The 18,422-nt window shown below is 62.5% G+C and carries 16 protein-coding genes and 1 tRNA gene; 11 read left to right on the forward strand and 6 right to left on the reverse strand.

The features are described from left to right. Positions 1-12 precede the first annotated feature (12 nt). The 5 genes from JG739_RS09530 to JG739_RS09550 all read left to right on the forward strand — a co-directional run bounded on the left by JG739_RS09530 (position 13) and on the right by JG739_RS09550 (position 6,237). The gene (locus tag JG739_RS09530) at positions 13-1,104 is read left to right on the forward strand and encodes an extracellular solute-binding protein (RefSeq protein ID WP_202366239.1); all 1,092 of its coding nucleotides are present in this window, start codon (positions 13-15) and stop codon (positions 1,102-1,104) included. Positions 1,105-1,238: 134 nt separating this feature from the next. Then, the gene (locus JG739_RS09535) at positions 1,239-1,994 is read left to right on the forward strand and encodes an IclR family transcriptional regulator (protein WP_202366240.1); all 756 of its coding nucleotides are present in this window, start codon (positions 1,239-1,241) and stop codon (positions 1,992-1,994) included. Between the two features lie 75 nt (positions 1,995-2,069). Continuing rightward, entirely contained in the window at positions 2,070-3,488 is a 1,419-nt protein-coding gene (locus tag JG739_RS09540; RefSeq protein ID WP_202366241.1) for an FAD-binding oxidoreductase, read from the forward strand. A 239-nt stretch (positions 3,489-3,727) separates the two neighbouring features. Then, a complete protein-coding gene (locus JG739_RS09545; RefSeq protein WP_202366242.1) occupies positions 3,728-4,192 on the forward strand; it encodes a MucR family transcriptional regulator in 465 nt (154 codons plus the stop codon). A 272-nt stretch (positions 4,193-4,464) separates the two neighbouring features. Continuing rightward, complete coding sequence (locus tag JG739_RS09550) at positions 4,465-6,237, forward strand: SLC13 family permease (protein ID WP_202366243.1); 1,773 nt, start codon at positions 4,465-4,467, stop codon at positions 6,235-6,237. Between the two features lie 741 nt (positions 6,238-6,978). On the opposite strand, the gene JG739_RS09555 is transcribed toward JG739_RS09550, so the two are convergent. Next, positions 6,979-7,914: a LysR family transcriptional regulator gene (locus tag JG739_RS09555; RefSeq protein ID WP_202366244.1), complete on the reverse strand. Its 936-nt coding sequence runs from the start codon at positions 7,912-7,914 to the stop codon at positions 6,979-6,981. Between the two features lie 184 nt (positions 7,915-8,098). On the opposite strand from JG739_RS09555, the gene JG739_RS09560 reads away from it, so the two are divergent. Beyond that, positions 8,099-8,425 carry a cupin domain-containing protein gene (locus JG739_RS09560; protein WP_202366245.1) on the forward strand — a complete coding sequence of 109 codons (327 nt, stop codon included), beginning with the start codon at positions 8,099-8,101 and terminating at the stop codon, positions 8,423-8,425. A gap of 60 nt (positions 8,426-8,485) precedes the next feature. After that, the gene (locus tag JG739_RS09565; protein WP_244749775.1) at positions 8,486-9,166 is read left to right on the forward strand and encodes a DUF924 family protein; all 681 of its coding nucleotides are present in this window, start codon (positions 8,486-8,488) and stop codon (positions 9,164-9,166) included. 191 nt (positions 9,167-9,357) lie between these two features. Here JG739_RS09565 and JG739_RS09570 read toward each other — a convergent pair. Further along, positions 9,358-9,432, reverse strand: a tRNA-Gln gene (locus JG739_RS09570). Positions 9,433-9,638: 206 nt separating this feature from the next. Further along, the gene (locus tag JG739_RS09575) at positions 9,639-9,848 is read right to left on the reverse strand and encodes a hypothetical protein (RefSeq protein ID WP_202366246.1); all 210 of its coding nucleotides are present in this window, start codon (positions 9,846-9,848) and stop codon (positions 9,639-9,641) included. Between JG739_RS09575 and ppdK the strand changes: the two genes are divergently transcribed. Further along, positions 9,841-12,519, forward strand: coding sequence for a pyruvate, phosphate dikinase (gene ppdK, locus JG739_RS09580; RefSeq protein WP_202366247.1), 2,679 nt, complete (start codon positions 9,841-9,843; stop codon positions 12,517-12,519). The genes JG739_RS09575 and ppdK overlap by 8 nt on opposite strands. An 81-nt stretch (positions 12,520-12,600) precedes the next feature. Here ppdK and JG739_RS09585 read toward each other — a convergent pair whose 3' ends face one another. Next, complete coding sequence (locus JG739_RS09585; protein ID WP_202366248.1) at positions 12,601-12,990, reverse strand: DUF427 domain-containing protein; 390 nt, start codon at positions 12,988-12,990, stop codon at positions 12,601-12,603. 137 nt (positions 12,991-13,127) lie between these two features. Next, complete coding sequence (locus JG739_RS09590) at positions 13,128-13,484, reverse strand: hypothetical protein (protein ID WP_202367394.1); 357 nt, start codon at positions 13,482-13,484, stop codon at positions 13,128-13,130. Positions 13,485-13,692: 208 nt separating this feature from the next. Between JG739_RS09590 and JG739_RS09595 the strand changes: the two genes are divergently transcribed. Beyond that, positions 13,693-15,321, forward strand: coding sequence for a fatty-acid--CoA ligase (locus tag JG739_RS09595; protein WP_202366249.1), 1,629 nt, complete (start codon positions 13,693-13,695; stop codon positions 15,319-15,321). Positions 15,322-15,399: 78 nt separating this feature from the next. Then, positions 15,400-16,182: a DUF1499 domain-containing protein gene (locus JG739_RS09600; RefSeq protein ID WP_202366250.1), complete on the forward strand. Its 783-nt coding sequence runs from the start codon at positions 15,400-15,402 to the stop codon at positions 16,180-16,182. Positions 16,183-16,190: 8 nt separating this feature from the next. Here the strand turns inward: JG739_RS09600 and JG739_RS09605 are convergent, their stop codons facing one another. Next, on the reverse strand, positions 16,191-17,189 hold the full coding sequence (locus tag JG739_RS09605) for a LacI family DNA-binding transcriptional regulator (RefSeq protein WP_202366251.1): 999 nt from the start codon (positions 17,187-17,189) through the stop codon (positions 16,191-16,193). A gap of 177 nt (positions 17,190-17,366) precedes the next feature. Here JG739_RS09605 and JG739_RS09610 point away from each other — a divergent pair, with 177 nt between their 5' ends. Then, entirely contained in the window at positions 17,367-18,407 is a 1,041-nt protein-coding gene (locus tag JG739_RS09610) for an ABC transporter substrate-binding protein (protein ID WP_202366252.1), read from the forward strand. Positions 18,408-18,422 lie beyond the last annotated feature (15 nt).

Genomic DNA, 18,422 nt, shown 5'->3' on the forward strand with positions numbered 1-18,422 from the left:
AGGAGATCTGAAATGTTTGCAAGGACGATAGGCAGACTGTCGACGGCGCTGCTTGCGGCGACCGTTGCTGCGAGTGCGGGCACCGGGATGGCGATGGCCCAGAGCACCGAGGTCATCATGCAGGACCCGGGCGGCGGCTACGGCGAGGCGCTGCGCGAGGTGATGTACGACCCGTTCGAGGCGGAGACCGGGATCAAGGTCATCACCGTGCAGGAGGCCCGCAGCGGGCCGCGCATCAAGGCCCAGGCCGACGCCGGCAAGGCCGAATGGGACCTGACCTTCATCTTCGATCAGGAAACCAAGCTGCTCGGCGACTGCTGCCTTGAGGATATCGACTATTCGATGCTGTCCGAGCCGGCCCAGAAGACGCTGGCGGCGATGCCCGACAAGCTGAAACGCAAGAAAGGCGTGGCGCTGCAGGTGATCGGCGTGGCCATGGTCTACAACAAGGAGAAGTTCAGCGGCGACAATGTGCCCAGGAGCTGGGCCGACTTCTGGGACGTCGAGAAGTTCCCGGGCCGCCGCTGCATGCCAGGCTGGCCGCGCTTCGTGTTCGAGGCGGCGCTGATGGCGGACGGGGTCGAGAAGGACAAGCTCTACCCGCTCGACATGGAGCGAGCGCTGAAGAAGATCGCGCAGATCAAGCCACACATCGCCAAATGGTGGACCACCTCCGCCCAGCCGCCGCAGCTGCTGCTGGATGGCGAGGCCGACATGTGCATGGCCTATACAGGCTCGATGAGCAAGCTGGCGCTCGAAGGCGCGCCGGTCGAGCTCGAATGGAACCAGGGCTTCGTCTACTACGACTTCTTCTCGATCCCGAAGGGCGCACCCAACCGGGAGAACGCCCACAAGCTGCTGTCGTGGCGCCTCGACCCGCAGCGCGCGGCCGAACTGACCTCGAATTTCCCGGTGGCGCTGCCATCCCCGGTCGTGTTCGAAGCCGCCGATCCCGCGATCAGCATCTATTGGGCCAACAACCCGAAGAACGTCTCGCGCGCGATCGAATGGAGTCCGGACTACTGGGGCGCGCCGTCGCCGGCCGGCAACTCCACGAATGAGGAGTACGGCCAGGAGAAGCTGAACGCCCTGCTCGCGCAGTAACGCCTCCCATTACGATGAGGGCGGCCGCTGGTTGCGTATCGCGGCCGCCCTCATCAGCGGGCTTTGGTGGCGCGGCCCGGCGTGCTACAGCCCCAGCATGGACATCGAAGGTATGGACATCGAAGCGGTCATACATGGACAAAGCCTTCATCAAGGGATTGCGACTTCTGGAGGCGCTTGCGCTCAGTGAACAGCCCCGGGGCGTGACCGACCTGGCCGCCGAGCTCAAGCTCACCAAGAGCAATGTCCACCGCCTGCTGACGACGCTGCAGACGCATGGCTATGTCCGGCAGATCCCGCCGCACAGCACCTATGAGCTGACGACCAAGATCTGGGAGCTCGGCAATCACGTCATCCGCCGCATGGATCTCGTCAAGCTGGCGCGCCCGGCCATGACCAGGCTCGCCGCCGCGACCGGCGAGACGATCCATTTGTCGGTGCTCGAGGGCACCGAGGTCCTCTATGTCGACAAGATCGAGAGCGATCACCACATCCGCGCCCACACCAGCGTCGGCGCCCGGGCGCCCGCCTACGCGGTGGCGACCGGCAAGGCCATGCTGGCGCAGCTTCCCGACAGCTATCTGGAACGCTTCCGCCCGCAGCTGAAGCGCTACACCGAAGCCACACGCTCGGCGATGGAGGAATTGCGGGCGGACGTGGAACTGGCGCGTGCGCAAGGCTACGCGGCCGTCCTGCACGGCGAATGGCGCGAGGGCATCGCTGCCTGCGCCTGCGCCATCCTCGGCCGCAACGGTGAACTGGTCGGCGCGATCGGCATGTCGGGCCCCGACACCCGCATCAAGCGCAAGCAGATCAAGCAGTATTCGGTCGACGTCATCGAGGCCGCACGCAGCATCTCGATCGCACTCGGCTATTCCCCCCGCGGCTGATTTCGCGGCTGACAACGCGGCTGACTGGGGAAACCTGGCTCGACTTTTTCCGATCTCGCATTTCGAGGACGCCCAATGTCAGTTCCCGTTCCGACTGCCATCCACGCCGGCGACGGCGTCCCCGCCGCGCTGCTCGATCGGCTTGCGTCCATCTTGCCGCGCAATGCCCTGCTCGTCGGGGACGCCATCGAGCCGCGCTACCAGGAGGATCGGAGAGGGCGCTATTCGGCCAGGCCCCGTTTTGTAGCCCGGCCAGGAACGACCGAAGAAGTGGCAGCCTGCCTCGCCGCCTGCAACGATTTCGCCCAGCCGCTGGTTGTCCAGGGCGGCCGGACCGGGCTCTCGGGCGGGCATCGCATCGCCGACGGGGAGGCGGTTCTGTCGACCGAACGCATGCGCCTGCTCGGCGCGGTTCAGCCGCTCACGCGCACGGTGCTTGCCTCGGCCGGCACGCCGCTGCAGGCGGTCCAGGAAGCAGCCGATGCCGCCGGCTGCCAGTTCGGCGTCGACATCGGCGCGCGTGGCTCAGCGACGGTGGGCGGCAACGTCGCCACAAATGCCGGGGGCATCCGCGTGCTGAGATACGGCATGTTCCGCGGCCAGGTGGCGGGGTTGGAGACGGTGCTTGCCGACGGGACGGTACTGTCTGCATTGCGCGGCCTCGACAAGGACAATGCCGGCTACGACCTCAACCAGCTCTTCATCGGCAGCGAGGGAACGCTGGGCGTGGTGACAAAGGCCCTGTTGCGGCTGCATCCAAAACCCCTGGACGAGGCCAACGCATTTGTCGCGGTCCCCTCGGTCGGGTCCGCGCTCGCTCTCCTGAAACGCCTGCGCGGCGCCGTCGGCCCAGGTCTCTCGGCATTCGAGATCATGCTGCCACAGGCCTATGCGGGCGTGACGGGCTTCCTCGGCATGCCACGCCCGCTCGCGGCGCAGGCGCCGTTCTACGTGCTCGCCGAGGTGCAGTCGTTCCGCGACGACCAGGCCATCGAACGCTTTTCGGCGAGCCTCATGGAAGCGCTGGAGGAGGGCGATGCCGAGGATGCGGTGGTCTCGCAGTCGCCGCGCGAGTTCCAATCGCTGTGGACGATGCGGGACGCCTGCTCCGACTATGTGCGCACGCGCGATCACATCGTCGGCGGCGACGTCAGCGTGCCGCTCCACCGCATCGAAGCCTTCCTGAGCGCCAGTCAGGCGGCCGTCCGGCGCGTCGATCCCGAGACGGAGTTCCTCGTCTTCGGCCACCTCGGCGACGGCAATCTGCACTATGTGCTCGCGACGCCGAAAGCTCGCGAGGCCATGGAGACGGTGTATCGCATGGTTGCGGAGAGCGGCGGGTCGATCGCGGCCGAACATGGCATCGGCATCGACAAGAAGCCTTGGCTGCATCTGTCGCGAAGTGCGGCCGAGATCGGGACGATGCGCCGGCTGAAGGCCGCGCTCGATCCAAAGGGCATCCTGAACCGCGGCCGGATCTTCGACGGCGCATGAGGCGTTGGGATGGCGATGCAAGCAGCACTCTGACAATCTCGCCGGTTCTCGATGGAGAAGATGGCGAATCGCCCGGTCGTTTGCAGCTCTTGAGGCTGCCGCGTGGTGCGCGAGCGGAGATTTTTTTGCTGTTCGATAACGCTATTGCGCTTGCCGGCGTCAGCCCCTTCGGCCGAACCGTTGCACAATCCGGGTTTCCACAATAGGACCTTTTGGGGACCTCAAGAGGAGTTGACGATTTGACTGACGAAACAGACCGCCGAAATCTGGATCTGGTGGGCTTGACCGCCGATATCGTCGCGGCTTTTGTCCAAAACAACGCGGTGCCGGTCGCCGGCCTGCCGGATCTCATAGCCACTGTGAACGCCGCTCTCGCTTCCCTGGGGGCGCCGCCCGCAGTCGAGCAGCCCGCGCGGGCCCCGGCGGTCAATCCGAAGAAGTCGGTGTTTCCCGACCACATCATTTCGCTGGAAGACGGCCGCAAGTTCAAGTCGATGAAACGCCATTTGGGGCTGCTTGGCATGACACCCGATGAGTATCGAGCCAAATGGGGGCTGGCGTTTGATTACCCGATGGTGGCGCCAAGCTACGCTGCGCAGCGATCGGAGCTGGCGAAATCAATCGGCCTGGGCCGCAAGGCAGGCGCAAAAATGCCGGCCAAAAAGGCGCCGACCAGGAAGGCGGCAGCAAAGCAGAAGGCCTGACGCGGCCCGATCCGGGACCACTAGCGAGCCGGGCACTAGCGAGAATGACGGCTATCGATGTAAGGTCGGAACGGTCAGCGCCGGCCGGGTTGAAAGCGCCACCCAGGGCCTGGTTGCGAGAGCCAGGAACATCGCTCCCACACGGGCTTGTCGGCAAGCATGGAAGTCTCGGCATTCACAAGCGTGCTGGCAAAGCCGCGATCAGCGAAAGCAACCAAGGGGCGGGTTGGCCGTTCTGATCAGTTGCACGAGTGGCCGGGGGCATCCGCAACATGACCGTGCCGCAAATCCTGTCATTCGCCGTTATCGTCGCAATGATGGCGGCGCTGGTATGGGGTCGGTATCGATATGATCTGGTTGCAGCCGCGGCACTGTTGCTAGCACTGGCGATCGGCATCGTGCCTTTTGACGAAGCCTTCAGCGGGTTCAGCGACGATATCGTGGTCATTGTCGGCAGTGCCCTGCTGGTGAGCGCAGGCATCGCACGCTCGGGCATCATGGAAGTTGCCATCAGGCGCTTCGCTCCGAACTTGTCGGGCGTTCGCTCGCAACTGGCGCTGCTGGTCATCGTGGTCACGATCCTGTCTGCCTTTGTAAAGAATATCGGCGCGCTCGCGATCATGATCCCGATAGCCTTCCAGTTCGCGCGCCGGTCGAGCGTTTCACCGTCGATATTCCTCATGCCTATGGCGTTCGGGTCACTGCTCGGTGGACTCATGACGCAGGTGGGGACATCTCCCAATGTCGTCGTGTCCCGGGTGCGGGAGGAACTGACCGGCGCCGCCTTCACAATGTTCGACTTCACGCCTGTTGGAGCCGCGCTGGCCGCCGCCGGAACGACCTTCCTGGTGCTTTTCTATTGGTTGCTGCCGGTGCGCGAAAAGCTGGGCGGGTCGGTGAATGAAGCCATCGACATCAAGAATTACCTGACAGAGGCCAAAATTGTCCGCGATTCCACTGTGCTCGGGAAAACCGTCGCAGACCTCATGAAGCTCTCCGGCGGCGATGCTGTCGTGACGTCGATCCTGCGCAACCGGACCATGCGGATGACGCCACTGCCCGACGTCGTCCTCAAACTGAACGATATTGTGCTGCTCGAGGGCGACCCGGCGGCGCTGGATCGCCTTGTCTCCCAGGGCAAGCTCAGCGTTACGGGTAACAGGGTCAGCGGTGACGACATGGCCAGCGAGATGGTCGCCATCGAAGCCGTCATCGGTGAAAGCTCCCCTTTGATCGGCTGGACAGCCCAGCGCCTTGCCCTTTATCACCGCTTCAATGTCAACCTGCTGGCTGTCAGCCGTCACGGCGAGCGCCTCGACCGCAGGCTGGCCGAAGTCCAGCTGAGGCTCGGCGACGTCGTCGTGCTGCAGGGCAATGCAGCGACGATACCCGATGTACTGCGTGAGCTCGGCTGCCTGCCGCTGGCAGAAAGGGCTATCCTGCTTGGCAGCGTCCGTAAGGGTATCGTGCCGGTAATCATCCTTGCTCTCGCCATGCTGGCGACTGCGTTCGGGCTGCTCCCGGTTTCCGTCGCTTTCTTTGCGGCCGCGGTCGGGATGGTGCTTTTCAGGGTCATCCCGCTCCGGGACGTCTACCAATCGCTGGATGGTCCGATCCTCGTCATGCTCGCCGTTCTCATTCCAGTCAGCGATTCGCTGCGCAGCACCGGGGCGACAGGAGTCATCGCCGGCGAGCTTGCCAAACTGGGGACCGTTCTGCCGGCGACCGGCGCACTGACGCTTATCCTTGTCGCCGCGATGGCCGTTACGCCATTCCTCAACAATGCCGCCACCGTTCTGGTCATGGCGCCTATCGCCGCCGCGTTCGCCGGCGATCTCGGCTACAGGCCGGAAGCATTTCTGATGGCAGTCGCCATTGGCGCCGGCTGCGATTTTCTCACCCCGATAGGCCACCAGTGCAACACGCTGGTCATGGGGCCTGGCGGCTACCGTTTCAGCGACTATCCACGCCTGGGACTGCCGTTATCGTTCCTCGTCATCATTGTTGCCGTGCCGATGCTTATGATCGTTTGGCCAATGAACTGAAATGCGATACGCGGATCAATCCTGCTCGAGCCTCAGTTACCGAATTGGTGAAGGCATAAGCCGCGGATCGCCTCCGCATGCAGGCGCCGGTCGCCGCTGACGGTGCCCCTTAAGCGCGGACAGCGGCTCCAAGTCCGTGTTACGATAGCGTCGGTCAAGCGATGCGTTGGGGAAGCATATGGCGGGCGAATGTTGGAGGGGTGCCTGTTTGTGCTCGGGTTGGAAGAAGGTTGGCGCGAAGATGCGTTCAATGACCTAAACGCACATGCAGTCCGATGCCCTCCTCTTGGCGGTCTTTGGAGCAATCGTGCTCCTCACCGCCTGGCTACCCATGCTTCTCAGGAAGCTTCCGCTTTCGCTGCCAATGGTTTGCATCGGGAATCGGGGTGCTTTTGGTTTGGTCGCCATTCTTTCCGCTCGTAGGGCAGCCTCTTCGGTTGTCGGCCACCGGCGCCGTAGTTCCTCTTACGGCCGAATCGGGACGCGCCACGCCGGAGTTCATTGTCCCGACTTGCCCAGGGAATTTCGTGGAGTTCCCTAAGGACGGTCTCCGAATAGGGTGTCCGAATGCGCAGGCCGTCGGCAATCTCGAGATGGGGACTGCAGATCGGATCGAAAAGCGAAGGTGTCGCGCCCCTTGCTGTCGGCATGGATCGCTAGCTAAAGAGACGGCTGTTATTGACGAGGCAATGTCTGGTGCGCTGGTAAGAGGCGTTCTTTATCCAAAGACATTTGCAGGCTTTACGGCTTTCCCAGCAGGTCAAAGAGCCAGGCCACGCCCGCATCCATGAGGGCGGCCTTGGAGGCAATCGCGCGAATTCGGGAATGAACCAGCGGCAGCGGCGCCTCGGCGCTGACCACGCCGAATCGCGGCGGGTACATGGCCACGAACGTCTTGGGCAATGCGGCGATGAGGTCGGTTTCCGCAATGACCGCGAGCGCGAACATGAAGTTGGGGACACTGAGCGCTACCCGGCGTGAGTATCCGTGCTCGCCAAGAATATCGTCGACGAAGCCGTAGGCATCTCCGGTGAGCGAAACGATCAGATGCTGCATCCGGCAGAATGCATCAAGCGTCGGGTCTTTGCCAAACGGGTGCCCGGCGCGCATCGCGATCACGAAATCCTCTTCGTAAAGGGTCCGGGCAACGAACCGCGCCGGAACCTCGTCGGCGGGAACCACCGCAATATCCATGGCACGCGCATCGAGGTCGGCGAGGACCGGTTCCCAAACGCCCTCGATCGTCCTAACGGCGCGTGGGGGGAGGATTTGCCGCACGCTGATGTCGATGCGCGGACCGAGCCTGCGTAGTTCCGCCAGAAGCGGGGACAGGAACACCGCCGAGACGCCATCGGGTGCGCCGATCGTGAAACGACGTGTTGAGGTAGCCGGGTCGAACGGCGCGGCAGTGGCGATCACGCTGCGCGCCCGCGCGAGAATGTCGGCGACCGGCTCGGCCAGTTCCAACGCCCGGTCGGTCGGCACCACGCCCTTCGGCGTTCGCAGGAACAACGGATCGTTGAGCAGTCGCCGCAGGCGCGCGAGACCGTGACTGACCGCCGATGGCGAGAGGTTGAGTCTTCCCGCCGCCTGACCGACATGCTGCGCTTCCAGCACGGTCTCAAACAACACCAGGAGATTAAGGTCGACACGCGATAGATCAGTTTGGTTCAGCATATCACTGAAATAATGTCGCTGGATTCATGTGGCGGCAAGTGGGAATTTCTCCCCAGTGAACAAATCACTTCGGAGAGGTTCCATGTCACGAGTACCCGCCGAGGGCCCGCACCCGATCATCGCAGAGCCCGGTGCGCCTCCGATCTCCGCTGCCGGAACATCTCTCGTGATTCGGGAGTGGACGATGTCCGGCCCCTCCTGGATGCATGTTCACGAGTCGGATGACGAGGCATGGCATGTGCTGGAGGGGCGGCTCCGCTTCAAATTCCTGGATCGGGAAATCGACGCCACTCCGGGAACGACGGTCTTCGTGCCCGCAGGTCTGGCACACACCTACCGGGCCGTCGAGCCGAGCCGGTACCTCATCATCCTGACGCCGAAAATCGACCGCCTGATTGCAAGGTTGCTGGACCCGTCGGAGGTTCACGACTTGCGCTCGACACTCGGCGAATTCGACACGCTACTTGCTGAACAAGCTGAGCAGCGACGAAGCGAGTTCCTCACCCAATAATTGGAGCTTAGGATGTCGTGGACGTTTGAATGGGCTGCCCAACTCCGTGGACTCAATTCGATGGAAGCCTTTTTGCAGATGGCATCGCTCACGGGCCATGGATTGTCAGATGTCGGCACACTTTCAGGATCGGCTGCCGAGGGGTCCGAGGACGCAGCCGCGACCGCTGCCTTTAACGAAAGCCTTAAGCGAGCGCTTGCGTCGCCTATGGAAGCTGCTGCCGTCGTTATTTTCTGGCAGGACGCCGGTCCCGATCTCTGGTTCGCCAAGAATCCGGATTTCGACAGGAGCTTCCGTGAGCGCTTTCTTTCCTGGCATGAGGCTGCGGTGCGCGGCGAACTTGCGGGCTGGCTCAGCACACCATACGGTGCCTTGGCCCTGCTGCTTCTGCTCGATCAGTTTCCGCGCAACGCCTTTCGCGGCACGCCGCGCATGTATCAGACCGACGCATTGGCACGCGAAATGGCAGCTGCCGCCATCGCTGCTGGCCACGACCGCAGCGTGGAGGAAAAGCTACGACTCTTCTTCTATCTTCCGTTTGGACACTCGGAAGATTTGACTGATCAGGAACGATCAGTGGCGCTCAACAGGCACCTCGGGCAGCCCAACCTTTCCCATGCCGAGCGGCACCGCGACATCGTGCGACGCTTCAGGCGCTTCCCCCATCGCAATCCGATTCTCGGCCGCGCGATGACTGAAGAGGAACAAAGGTTTCTCGAAGAAGGCGGGTTTGCGGGATGAACGCGCGGTAATTGTCCGCCGCGGCTATCGCCATGGAAGGCCTCCACCCCGAGTCCGCACCGGCAGCCAGCCGCGTAGGCAGATACCCGTCATCGCTTGCTCTTCGAACTCAGAAAGAAACCCGACTGCCCCGGTCGTAAAGGCGCCCGCGTTTGCAATGTCAGCTTCGAAGGGGCCTCCAATGCCCGACCTGGCTGGGGCGCCAGGATTCGAACCTGGGATTGTCGGTACCAAAAACCGATGCCTTACCACTTGGCTACGCCCCAACAGCGGGGAATATGCCCACTGCGCGCGGCCTTATAGGACGAGCCGACGCAAAGCTCAATGGCGAGAATGGCAAGGCGCGGAACTGATCCAGCGGTTCTCGCAGCGTTCGCATATCATGTCTGCTGTCGCTTGAGCCTGTCCATCGTTCCACCGCTTGGCCGGCATCTCCAGAAAATCGAGCTTTTCGGTCAGTCACATGGCGTTGTCAGTTGTTCCTGTTTTGTTTTATACGCTGGCCGCCGAGCCGCAAGTCTTTTTGCCACAGCTTTTGCTTAATCGATTGTAGAAAGCCGGCTGGCTTTGCCGAGCCTTGCCTTTCGCACTGCAGCATCATATCGCTCGTGTAGGGACACGGCGGAACTTCGGCTTCGTCAATCTTTTCAATCTCCTGCAACCGGAGAGCAAGCATGACCAAATGGGTCTACACCTTTGGCGACGGCGCTGCGGAAGGCCGTGCCGGCGACAGGAATCTGCTGGGTGGCAAGGGCGCCAATCTGGCCGAAATGTGCAGCCTGGGCCTGCCGGTGCCGCCGGGGTTCACCATCACCACCGAGGTCTGCAACGCCTATTACGCCAACGGCCGCACCTACCCGGCCTCGCTGGAGGCGGATGTCGCGGTCGCGCTGGATCATATCGGCCGGCTGACCGGGCGCCGTTTCGGCGATCCCTCAAAACTGCTTTTGGTGTCGGTTCGTTCCGGTGCCCGCGCTTCGATGCCCGGGATGATGGACACCGTGCTCAATCTCGGCCTGAACGACGAGACGGTCGAGGCGCTGGCCGCCGATTCAGGCGACGCCCGCTTTGCCTATGACAGCTACCGGCGTTTCATCCAGATGTATTCCGATGTCGTCATGGGCCTCGACCATGAGGTGTTCGAGGAAATCCTCGAAGACCAGAAGGGCGGGCTTGGCCATGAGCTCGATACCGAACTGAGCGCAATCGAATGGCAGGGCGTGATCGCGCTCTACAAGGCCAGGGTCGAGGAGGAACTCGGCAAGCCGTTTCCGCAGGATCCGAACGAGCAGCTCTGGGGTGCGATCGGCGCCGTGTTTTCGAGCTGGATGAACAACCGCGCCATCACCTATCGGCGCCTGCACGACATTCCCGAAAGCTGGGGCACCGCGGTCAACGTCCAGGCCATGGTCTTCGGCAATATGGGCGAGACCTCGGCCACCGGCGTCGCCTTCACCCGCAATCCGTCGACCGGCGAAAAGATGCTCTATGGCGAGTTCCTGGTCAATGCGCAGGGCGAGGATGTCGTCGCCGGCATTCGCACGCCGCAAAACATCACCGAGGCGGCGCGCATTGCCGCCGGCTCCGACAAGCCGTCGCTGCAGAAGCTGATGCCGGACGCCTTCCAGTCTTTCGTCACCATCTCCGAGCGTCTGGAAAAGCACTACCGCGACATGCAGGATCTCGAATTCACCATCGAGCGCGGCAAACTTTGGATGCTGCAGACGAGGTCCGGCAAGCGCACCGCCAAGGCGGCGCTCAAAATCGCCGTCGAGATGGCGCGTGACAAGCTCATTTCAAAGGAGGAGGCCGTCGCCCGCATCGATCCGGCCTCACTCGACCAGTTGCTGCATCCGACCATCGATCCGAAGGCGGCACGCGATGTCATCGGCATCGGTCTGCCCGCATCTCCGGGCGCAGCCACCGGAGAGATCGTCTTTTCCTCCAACGATGCCGAGGAGCTCAAGACGCAAGGCCGCAAGGCGATCCTGGTGCGTATCGAGACCAGTCCCGAGGACATCCACGGCATGCATGCGGCGGAAGGCATTCTGACCACGCGTGGCGGCATGACCAGCCATGCTGCGGTGGTGGCGCGCGGCATGGGCAAGCCTTGTGTGTCGGGCGCCGGTTCGCTGCGCGTCGACTACAGGGCCGGCACCCTGATGGCGATGGGATCGACGTTCCGCAAGGGCGACATCATCACCATCGACGGCGGTAACGGACAGGTGCTGAAAGGCGCCGTGCCGATGCTGCAGCCGGAGCTGTCGGGCGATTTCGCCGCCATCATGGAATGGGCCGATGCCGTGCGCCGCATGAAGGTGCGCACCAACGCCGAAACGCCGCTCGACGCGCGCATGGCGCGTTCCTTCGGCGCCGAAGGCATCGGGCTTTGCCGCACCGAGCACATGTTCTTCGAGGGCGACCGCATCGTTGCCATGCGCGAGATGATCCTGGCCGACACGGAAAAGGGCCGGCGAACGGCACTCGAAAAACTCTTGCCCATGCAGCGCTCGGATTTCCTCGAATTGTTCGAGATCATGGCCGGCCTGCCGGTGACGATCCGGTTGCTCGATCCGCCGCTGCACGAATTCCTGCCCAAGACCGAGGAAGAGGTGGCCGAAGTCGCCGCCGCCATGAATTTGTCGCCCGACAAGCTCAGGCAGCGCACCGTGGCCCTGCACGAGTTCAACCCGATGCTTGGCCATCGCGGCTGCCGGCTTGCGGTTTCCTATCCCGAAATCGCCGAGATGCAGGCGCGCGCCATTTTCGAGGCGGCGGTCGAAGCCGGCAGGAAGGCCGGCGCGCTGGTGGTCCCGGAAATCATGGTGCCGCTGGTCGGTCTGGTGAAGGAACTCGACTACGTCAAGGCGCGGATCGATGCCGTCGCCACGAGCGTGATGGAGGAAACCGGCGTCAAGATCACCTATCTTACCGGCACGATGATCGAACTGCCGCGCGCCGCGATCCGCGCCCAAATCATCGCCGAGGCGGCCGAATTCTTCTCGTTCGGCACCAACGATCTGACCCAGACCACCTTCGGCATCTCACGCGACGATGCGGCCTCGTTCCTTGAGACCTATCGCCAGAAGGGCATCATCGAGCAGGATCCGTTCGTGTCGCTCGACATCGAGGGCGTCGGCGAACTGGTGCGGATGGCGGCCGAAAAGGGCAGGGCGACTCGGCCGGAGATCAAGCTCGGCATTTGCGGCGAGCATGGCGGCGATCCGGCGTCGATCCATTTCTGCGAAGAGGTCGGCCTCGACTACGTGTCGTGCTCGCCCTACCGCGTGCCGATCGCCAGGCTGGCTGCCGCGCAGGCGGCGGTGCAGGCTGCTAAGAACGGTCGCGGGTAAGCGGCCGACGTAGGCCATGGCCCTGCCACCGAACGATCGGCAGGACAGGTCACGAGTCGTCCTTGCTCAGGCTGGCCCTGCTCAGGCTGGTTTGGCTTCGATCGTCACCTTGTTGGGATAGAACGCGCCGTGATCGCGGATTTCGATCATCTCGTCGAAAGGCTGCTCATAGGCCCACATCGCATCCTTGCCTGCTTCCGCGGCAGGCAGCACGCTCCAATAGCTCGCATCGCCCTTGTATGGGCAATGAGTCGACGATGCCGTCTTGCGAAGCTGGTCGAAATCGATGTCTTCGAACGGAATGTAGAGGACCGCGGGGTAGGGGGATTCGCTCAACAGCTTGGCCCTCGTGGACGAGGCAATGACCGCGTTGCCGGCGCGTACGGTCACAGTTCCGATATAGGGCTCGATCGTAATCACCTTATCCGGGTTGCGCTGAAAGCCGGGTGACGGATTGGCGATCTGGTCCATGAGGGGTTCTCCTTGCATCGACCTAAGGTGTGTCGGACGCACGCGCTATGCAAGGCCGCCATCGAATGCGGGGCTCAAAAAACCATCGCCTTTGGCGTTGCCGGATCTCTCGTCAAACCGGCCTTGCAAACGACCGATCAGGCGGCAGCCTGAAAGGCGTCCATCAGCCCGGCATAGGCAGCGGCGATGCCGGCGACCGGATTGGTGCTTCGCGACGCGGTTTCGACCTTGAGCGCACCACCGCCGGTCGGCAAGGTAAGAAGCAGGAACTGGCGGTTGCCGCCATCGCCGACGCAAGCCGCGGCGACATGCTGGCTTTCGCCTTCGTTCTGAACGCACATCTTGAACAGCAGCGTGCCGCCGACCGCCTCAAGGGCGCCGCCGACGACTTCGACGAATTCGTCCTCGGAAACGGTTTTGGCGTCCGGCACCAAATCGGCCAGGCTTTCGGCAAGCGAATTTTCGAGAGCTTTGTCGTCGAGCTGCGCGTCCATGCGAACCTCTTTCATTCGCCAATCACACCCCTACCATTAATCAAAGTTAACGTCGACAATGGCCGGATTGTGGCGGCCGGATTGAGGCCGGGTTCCCTGCGTTTTCGAACAATGCGCTGCGTCTGCCCGGTCATGGCTGGACAATCCGCTTGTTCGTCCCACAATGGAACGAAAACCAATGGGAACGAAAACGAATGGGAGGAGAAGAATGCTCGGACTGATGCAGGAATGGCCGCTGCTTTGCCACAAGCTCATCGACCATGCAGCCAGGCAGCACAGCGAACGTGAGATCGTGTCGCGCTCGATCGAGGGCCCGATCGTCCGCACCACTTACGCCGAAATCCAGCGCCGCGCCCTGCGGGTCGCCGAGCGGCTCGAGCGTGACGGATTTGGGTTTGGCGACCGGATCGCCACATTGGCCTGGAATACGGCGCGCCACCTCGAAGCCTGGTACGGCATCATGGGTGTCGGCGCGATCTATCACACGCTCAATCCGCGCCTGTTTCCCGAGCAGATCGCCTGGATCATGAACAATGCCGAGGACAAGGCGATCTTCGTCGATCTGACATTCGTGCCGCTGCTTGAAAAGATCGCCGGCGCGGTCAAATCGCTCAGAAAGGTGATCGTGCTGACCGACAAGGCGCACATGCCGCAGACGACGCTACCGAATGCTGTCGCCTATGAGGAATGGCTTGACGAAGCCGACGGCGCCTTCAGCTGGAAGACGTTCGATGAAAACACCGCCGCCGGCATGTGCTACACCTCGGGCACGACAGGCGATCCGAAAGGCGTCCTCTACAGCCATCGCTCGAACGTGCTGCACGCCATGATTGCAGCGATGCCCGATGCGATGGGCCTCTCCTCGCGCGACACCATACTGCCGGTTGTGCCGATGTTCCACGCCAACGCCTGGGGCCTTGGCCAGAGCGGCCCGATGATCGGCGCCAAGCTGGTGATGCCTGGCTGCAAGATGGACGGCGCCTCGATCTATGAATTGCTCGACACCGAAAAGGTGACGTTCAGCGCCGCCGTGCCGACCGTGTGGCTGATGCTGCTGCAGTACCTGGAGGAGACCGGCAAGAAACTTCCCTATCTGAACAAGGTCGTTATCGGCGGCTCATCCTGCCCGCGTGCGATCACGGCAAAGTTCCAGGGCAATTACGATGTCGAGGTCATCCATGCATGGGGCATGACCGAAATGTCGCCGCTCGGCACGCTGTGCACCATGAAGCCGGATTATGCCGGGCTTGAGGGCGAAGCCCGGCTCGACGTCCAGGGCAAGCAGGGTTTTCCGCCTTTCGGCGTCGAGATGAAGGTCACCGACGACGACGACAAGGAACTGCCTTGGGACGGTAAGACATTCGGGCGCCTGAAGGTCCGCGGGCCGGCCGTCGCGCGCGCCTATTATGGCGGCATCGGCTCCGAACAGTTCGATGAAGAAGGCTGGTTCGATACCGGTGACGTCGCCCATATCGACCCGGGCGGCTACATGCAGATCACCGATCGCGCCAAGGACGTCATCAAGTCGGGCGGCGAATGGATCTCGACCATCGAGCTCGAGAATCTCGCGATCGGTCATCCTGACGTGGCAGAGGCGGCCGCCATCGGCATCCAGCATTCGAAATGGGGCGAACGGCCGTTGCTTGTCGTGGTCCGCAAGCCGGGCCGCGAGCCGACCAAAAACGATATCCTGGCTTTCATGGACGGCAAGGTGGCGAAGTGGTGGATGCCGGATGACGTCGCCTTCGTCGGCGAAATTCCCCACACCGCTACCGGCAAGATCCAGAAGACAACTTTGCGCCAGCAATTCAGCGACTATCGCCTGCCGACGGACTGACTGACATGACGTCTTTCGCCTTCAAGCCGCCCCTAAACGGCCTAAGCGCCGGTTCGGGGTGAAGCAGTGCTGAAAATAATGAAAAATCCCGAGCGACGGACGTCGAGGGCGGCCGGCTGGTCGCGGCGGGCAGGGGCTTTTTCGGCGGTCCTGCTGCTGACCGTCCTCGTCGGCCACCGCTATGGCCTTGTCGAAACGCCGGCTTTCCTTTGGGTGCTCGGCATTGTCGCGCTGCTTGCCGCCTTTGCGCTGTTGTTCGCCGGCCTAGCCTTTTCGAGAATTTGGAATTTCGGCGACCGTGGCGGTCGCGATCTCAGCGTCGGCGCGGTGCTGGCCCTGCTGGTGCTTGTTCCTTTTGGCATTGCCGCTTACTGGGCAGCGACTTCTCCGCCGCTCAGGGACATCTCGACGGATTTCGACGATCCGCCGGTGCTCGACACCGGCACCCGAACCGGGGATATGAACGCGCTTTCGCCGCCGAGCCCGGGTGAGCGGCGCCTGCAGACCGAGACCTATCCGCTTGTCACCGGACGCAGCTACAACCTGCCTTTCGATCGGGTCCTGGAAGCGGTTGCAACCGTGCTCGGTCGTCGCGACTGGCAGCTTGCGGCGCCGTTTCCGCGTGCGATCGGGCAAAGCGAGGTGACGATCAACGCCCTGGCCAGGAGCTTCATCCTCAGCCTTCCCGCCGACGTCGCCATCCGGGTGAGCGACGATGGCGATGCTGTCACCGTCGACATGCGTTCGGCCTCGCGTTACGGCCGCTACGACCTTGGCGACAATGCGGCCCGCATCGTCGATTTCCTGGCCGAGCTGGATCAGGAAGTCGCCGGCCAGGTCGGCACGGCCCCTGCCGAGTGAGGTCCAGGCTAGTCGCCAGGGTCAAATTCACCCTTGAGCAGGATTGTCTCCACCGGCCCAAGCTGATTGATGATCCGGTTCTCCAGGACTTCGACAAGCTTGCGGCCGACAGCCGCCATATCGACGGAATGCACTCCGATCTTCGCCGGCAGGAAGCGTGCCAGCCGCGTGCTGTCACGCGTTACGATGTGGACGTCTCTCCCCGGCACAAGACCTCTTTTGCCAAGAGCGTGCAGCGCCCCTAGAAGGCCCAGTTCGTTGGCGCATGCCAAGCCTGTCGGCGGATCTGAGCAAGCCAGCAAGCGATCGAACCAGGCTGCGCTCGATTCCATGGTGAACATGCCATGACCGATCAGCGATTGGTCGATCGGAATGCCGGCCTCGGCCATTGCCCTTGCATAGCCGGAAAGACGCATGGCACTTGCCTGATCTTGCGCAACCAGAAGTTGCAGTGCAATGCGTCGACAGCCCTTGTCCATGAGCCGTCGGGTCGCCTCGTAGGCGATCTGTTCATTGTCGACATCGACATAAGGATACGCGGTGTCCAGGTCGGTCCGTCCAAACGCGACGAATGGCATGCGCTGATCCAGCAGCAGCTTGACGCGCGGATCGCCAGACACCAGGCGCGTGATGATCAGTCCGTCTGTGCTGCGCGCCTGAAGCTGCCGCTGCACACTCTCGACCGGATCGTCGTCGGGAGTGGTGGAATAGATGGACAGACTATAACCGGCTTTTCGCGCCGCCAGCGTCATGCCTTCGATCAAAGGCAGCTTCAACAGATCGGACAGATGGTCTCGGGTTTCCATCGGGAGGACTGCCGTCAGCGTCAGCGTTCGACCGGTCTTGAGCGCACGACCCTGATGGTTTGGCAGATAGCCGACCCGCTTGGCCGCCTCCTTGACGCGGGCTATGGTCGAGGGCTGCACTTCCGGCCCATCCTTCAGAGCGCGCGACACCGTGGTCACCGAGAGGGAAAGTTCCGCCGCGATCTGCTTTAGATTGGCCATTGTTCGCCCGGCTGACTTGCTGACCGCCATAAGGTTACCGGATTCGACATCCCGGTCAATCCAAACGCTCGTACGAAGCAGCTTGACTCCTGCGCATTCAGATGCAATCGTAACGTTACGATTATACAAAAATGGCCGTTTCAGGCAATATTTGATGAACGTTTGGGAGGAGAACCTATGTCCTGGCTGCGCATTTCCTTAACAGCATTCGCCATCTCGGCTGCCTTGCCCGTCCATGCGCAAACACTCACCATCACGACCGCAGGCGGCGATTATGGCAACGCCATGAAAGAGGCCATGTGGGGTCCTGCTGCAAAAGAGCTTGGCTATGAGGTCCGCGAGGAGACCCTGAGCGACGGCCTGGCCGCCTTGAAGATGCAGGTCACCTCGGGGGCAATTGCGACCGACATTATCCACCTCGGCTCGCCGGAAGGCGCGCAGGCGGCCGCTCAGTCGCTGCTCGAGCCACTCGACTACAAGATCATCGATCCCAAATCCGTGCCGAAGGGCGCAAAATCCGACTACTGCTATCCGTTCGATTCCTACGGCACCGTCATGTCGTGGAACACCAAGACCTATGGCGAGAACCCGCCGAAGACCTGGGCCGAGTTCTGGGACGTTGCCAAATTCCCGGGCCGCCGCGCGTTGCGTGCCAATGCACAGGACTCGATCGAGATCGCGCTTCTCTCCGATGGTGTGGCGCCGGCCGACGTCTATGCCGTGCTCAGCACGCCGGAAGGGCTGGAGCGCGCCATCAAGCGGCTCGAAGCGATCAAACCGGATGTCGCCGTGTGGTGGACCTCGGGAGCCCAGTCGGCGCAGCTGCTGAAAGACGGTGAGGCGGATCTGGTGGTTACCTGGAACGGACGGGCAGAAACCGTGAAGAAAGATGGCGGCGCGGCTGACTACACGTTCAAGGGTTCGGTCATCGGCACGGACTGCCTTGGGGTGCCGAAGGGAGCGCCGAACAAGGAAGCCGCGATGAAGCTCATCGCAGCGATGACGCAGCCCGCGCGTGTTGCCAAGCTGACCGATTTCATCGCCTATGGCCCGGTCAATCCTGCGGCCTATGAGGGTGGCCTGATTCCCGAGGACCGTCTGAAGACGCTTGCGACCGCGCCTGAGAATGCCGGCACCTCGGTGTTTTCGAATTCAGAATGGTGGGTCAAGAACGGCGAGGCTGCCCAACAAGCCTTCGATGAGATGATGGCCCGCTGAGTCTCGGTTGATAAG

Origin of the sequence: Mesorhizobium sp. L-2-11, from assembly GCF_016756595.1 — a bacterium.
In the GTDB taxonomy this organism is placed as follows: Bacteria; Pseudomonadota; Alphaproteobacteria; order Rhizobiales; family Rhizobiaceae; genus Mesorhizobium.

What these genes read in the sequence shown, in the direction of transcription:
- JG739_RS09595 (WP_202366249.1), top strand. Translation starts at nt 13,693, where the DNA reads ATGCTCGGACTGATGCAGGAATGGCCGCTGCTTTGCCACAAGCTCATC.
- JG739_RS09550 (WP_202366243.1), top strand. Translation starts at nt 4,465, where the DNA reads ATGACCGTGCCGCAAATCCTGTCATTCGCCGTTATCGTCGCAATGATG.
- JG739_RS09605 (WP_202366251.1), bottom strand. Translation starts at nt 17,189, where the DNA reads ATGGCCAATCTAAAGCAGATCGCGGCGGAACTTTCCCTCTCGGTGACC.
- ppdK (WP_202366247.1), top strand. Translation starts at nt 9,841, where the DNA reads ATGACCAAATGGGTCTACACCTTTGGCGACGGCGCTGCGGAAGGCCGT.
- JG739_RS09590 (WP_202367394.1), bottom strand. Translation starts at nt 13,484, where the DNA reads ATGGACGCGCAGCTCGACGACAAAGCTCTCGAAAATTCGCTTGCCGAA.
- JG739_RS09585 (WP_202366248.1), bottom strand. Translation starts at nt 12,990, where the DNA reads ATGGACCAGATCGCCAATCCGTCACCCGGCTTTCAGCGCAACCCGGAT.
- JG739_RS09535 (WP_202366240.1), top strand. Translation starts at nt 1,239, where the DNA reads ATGGACAAAGCCTTCATCAAGGGATTGCGACTTCTGGAGGCGCTTGCG.
- JG739_RS09540 (WP_202366241.1), top strand. Translation starts at nt 2,070, where the DNA reads ATGTCAGTTCCCGTTCCGACTGCCATCCACGCCGGCGACGGCGTCCCC.
- JG739_RS09530 (WP_202366239.1), top strand. Translation starts at nt 13, where the DNA reads ATGTTTGCAAGGACGATAGGCAGACTGTCGACGGCGCTGCTTGCGGCG.
- JG739_RS09565 (WP_244749775.1), top strand. Translation starts at nt 8,486, where the DNA reads ATGGAAGCCTTTTTGCAGATGGCATCGCTCACGGGCCATGGATTGTCA.
- JG739_RS09610 (WP_202366252.1), top strand. Translation starts at nt 17,367, where the DNA reads ATGTCCTGGCTGCGCATTTCCTTAACAGCATTCGCCATCTCGGCTGCC.
- JG739_RS09560 (WP_202366245.1), top strand. Translation starts at nt 8,099, where the DNA reads ATGTCCGGCCCCTCCTGGATGCATGTTCACGAGTCGGATGACGAGGCA.
- JG739_RS09555 (WP_202366244.1), bottom strand. Translation starts at nt 7,914, where the DNA reads ATGCTGAACCAAACTGATCTATCGCGTGTCGACCTTAATCTCCTGGTG.
- JG739_RS09600 (WP_202366250.1), top strand. Translation starts at nt 15,400, where the DNA reads ATGAAAAATCCCGAGCGACGGACGTCGAGGGCGGCCGGCTGGTCGCGG.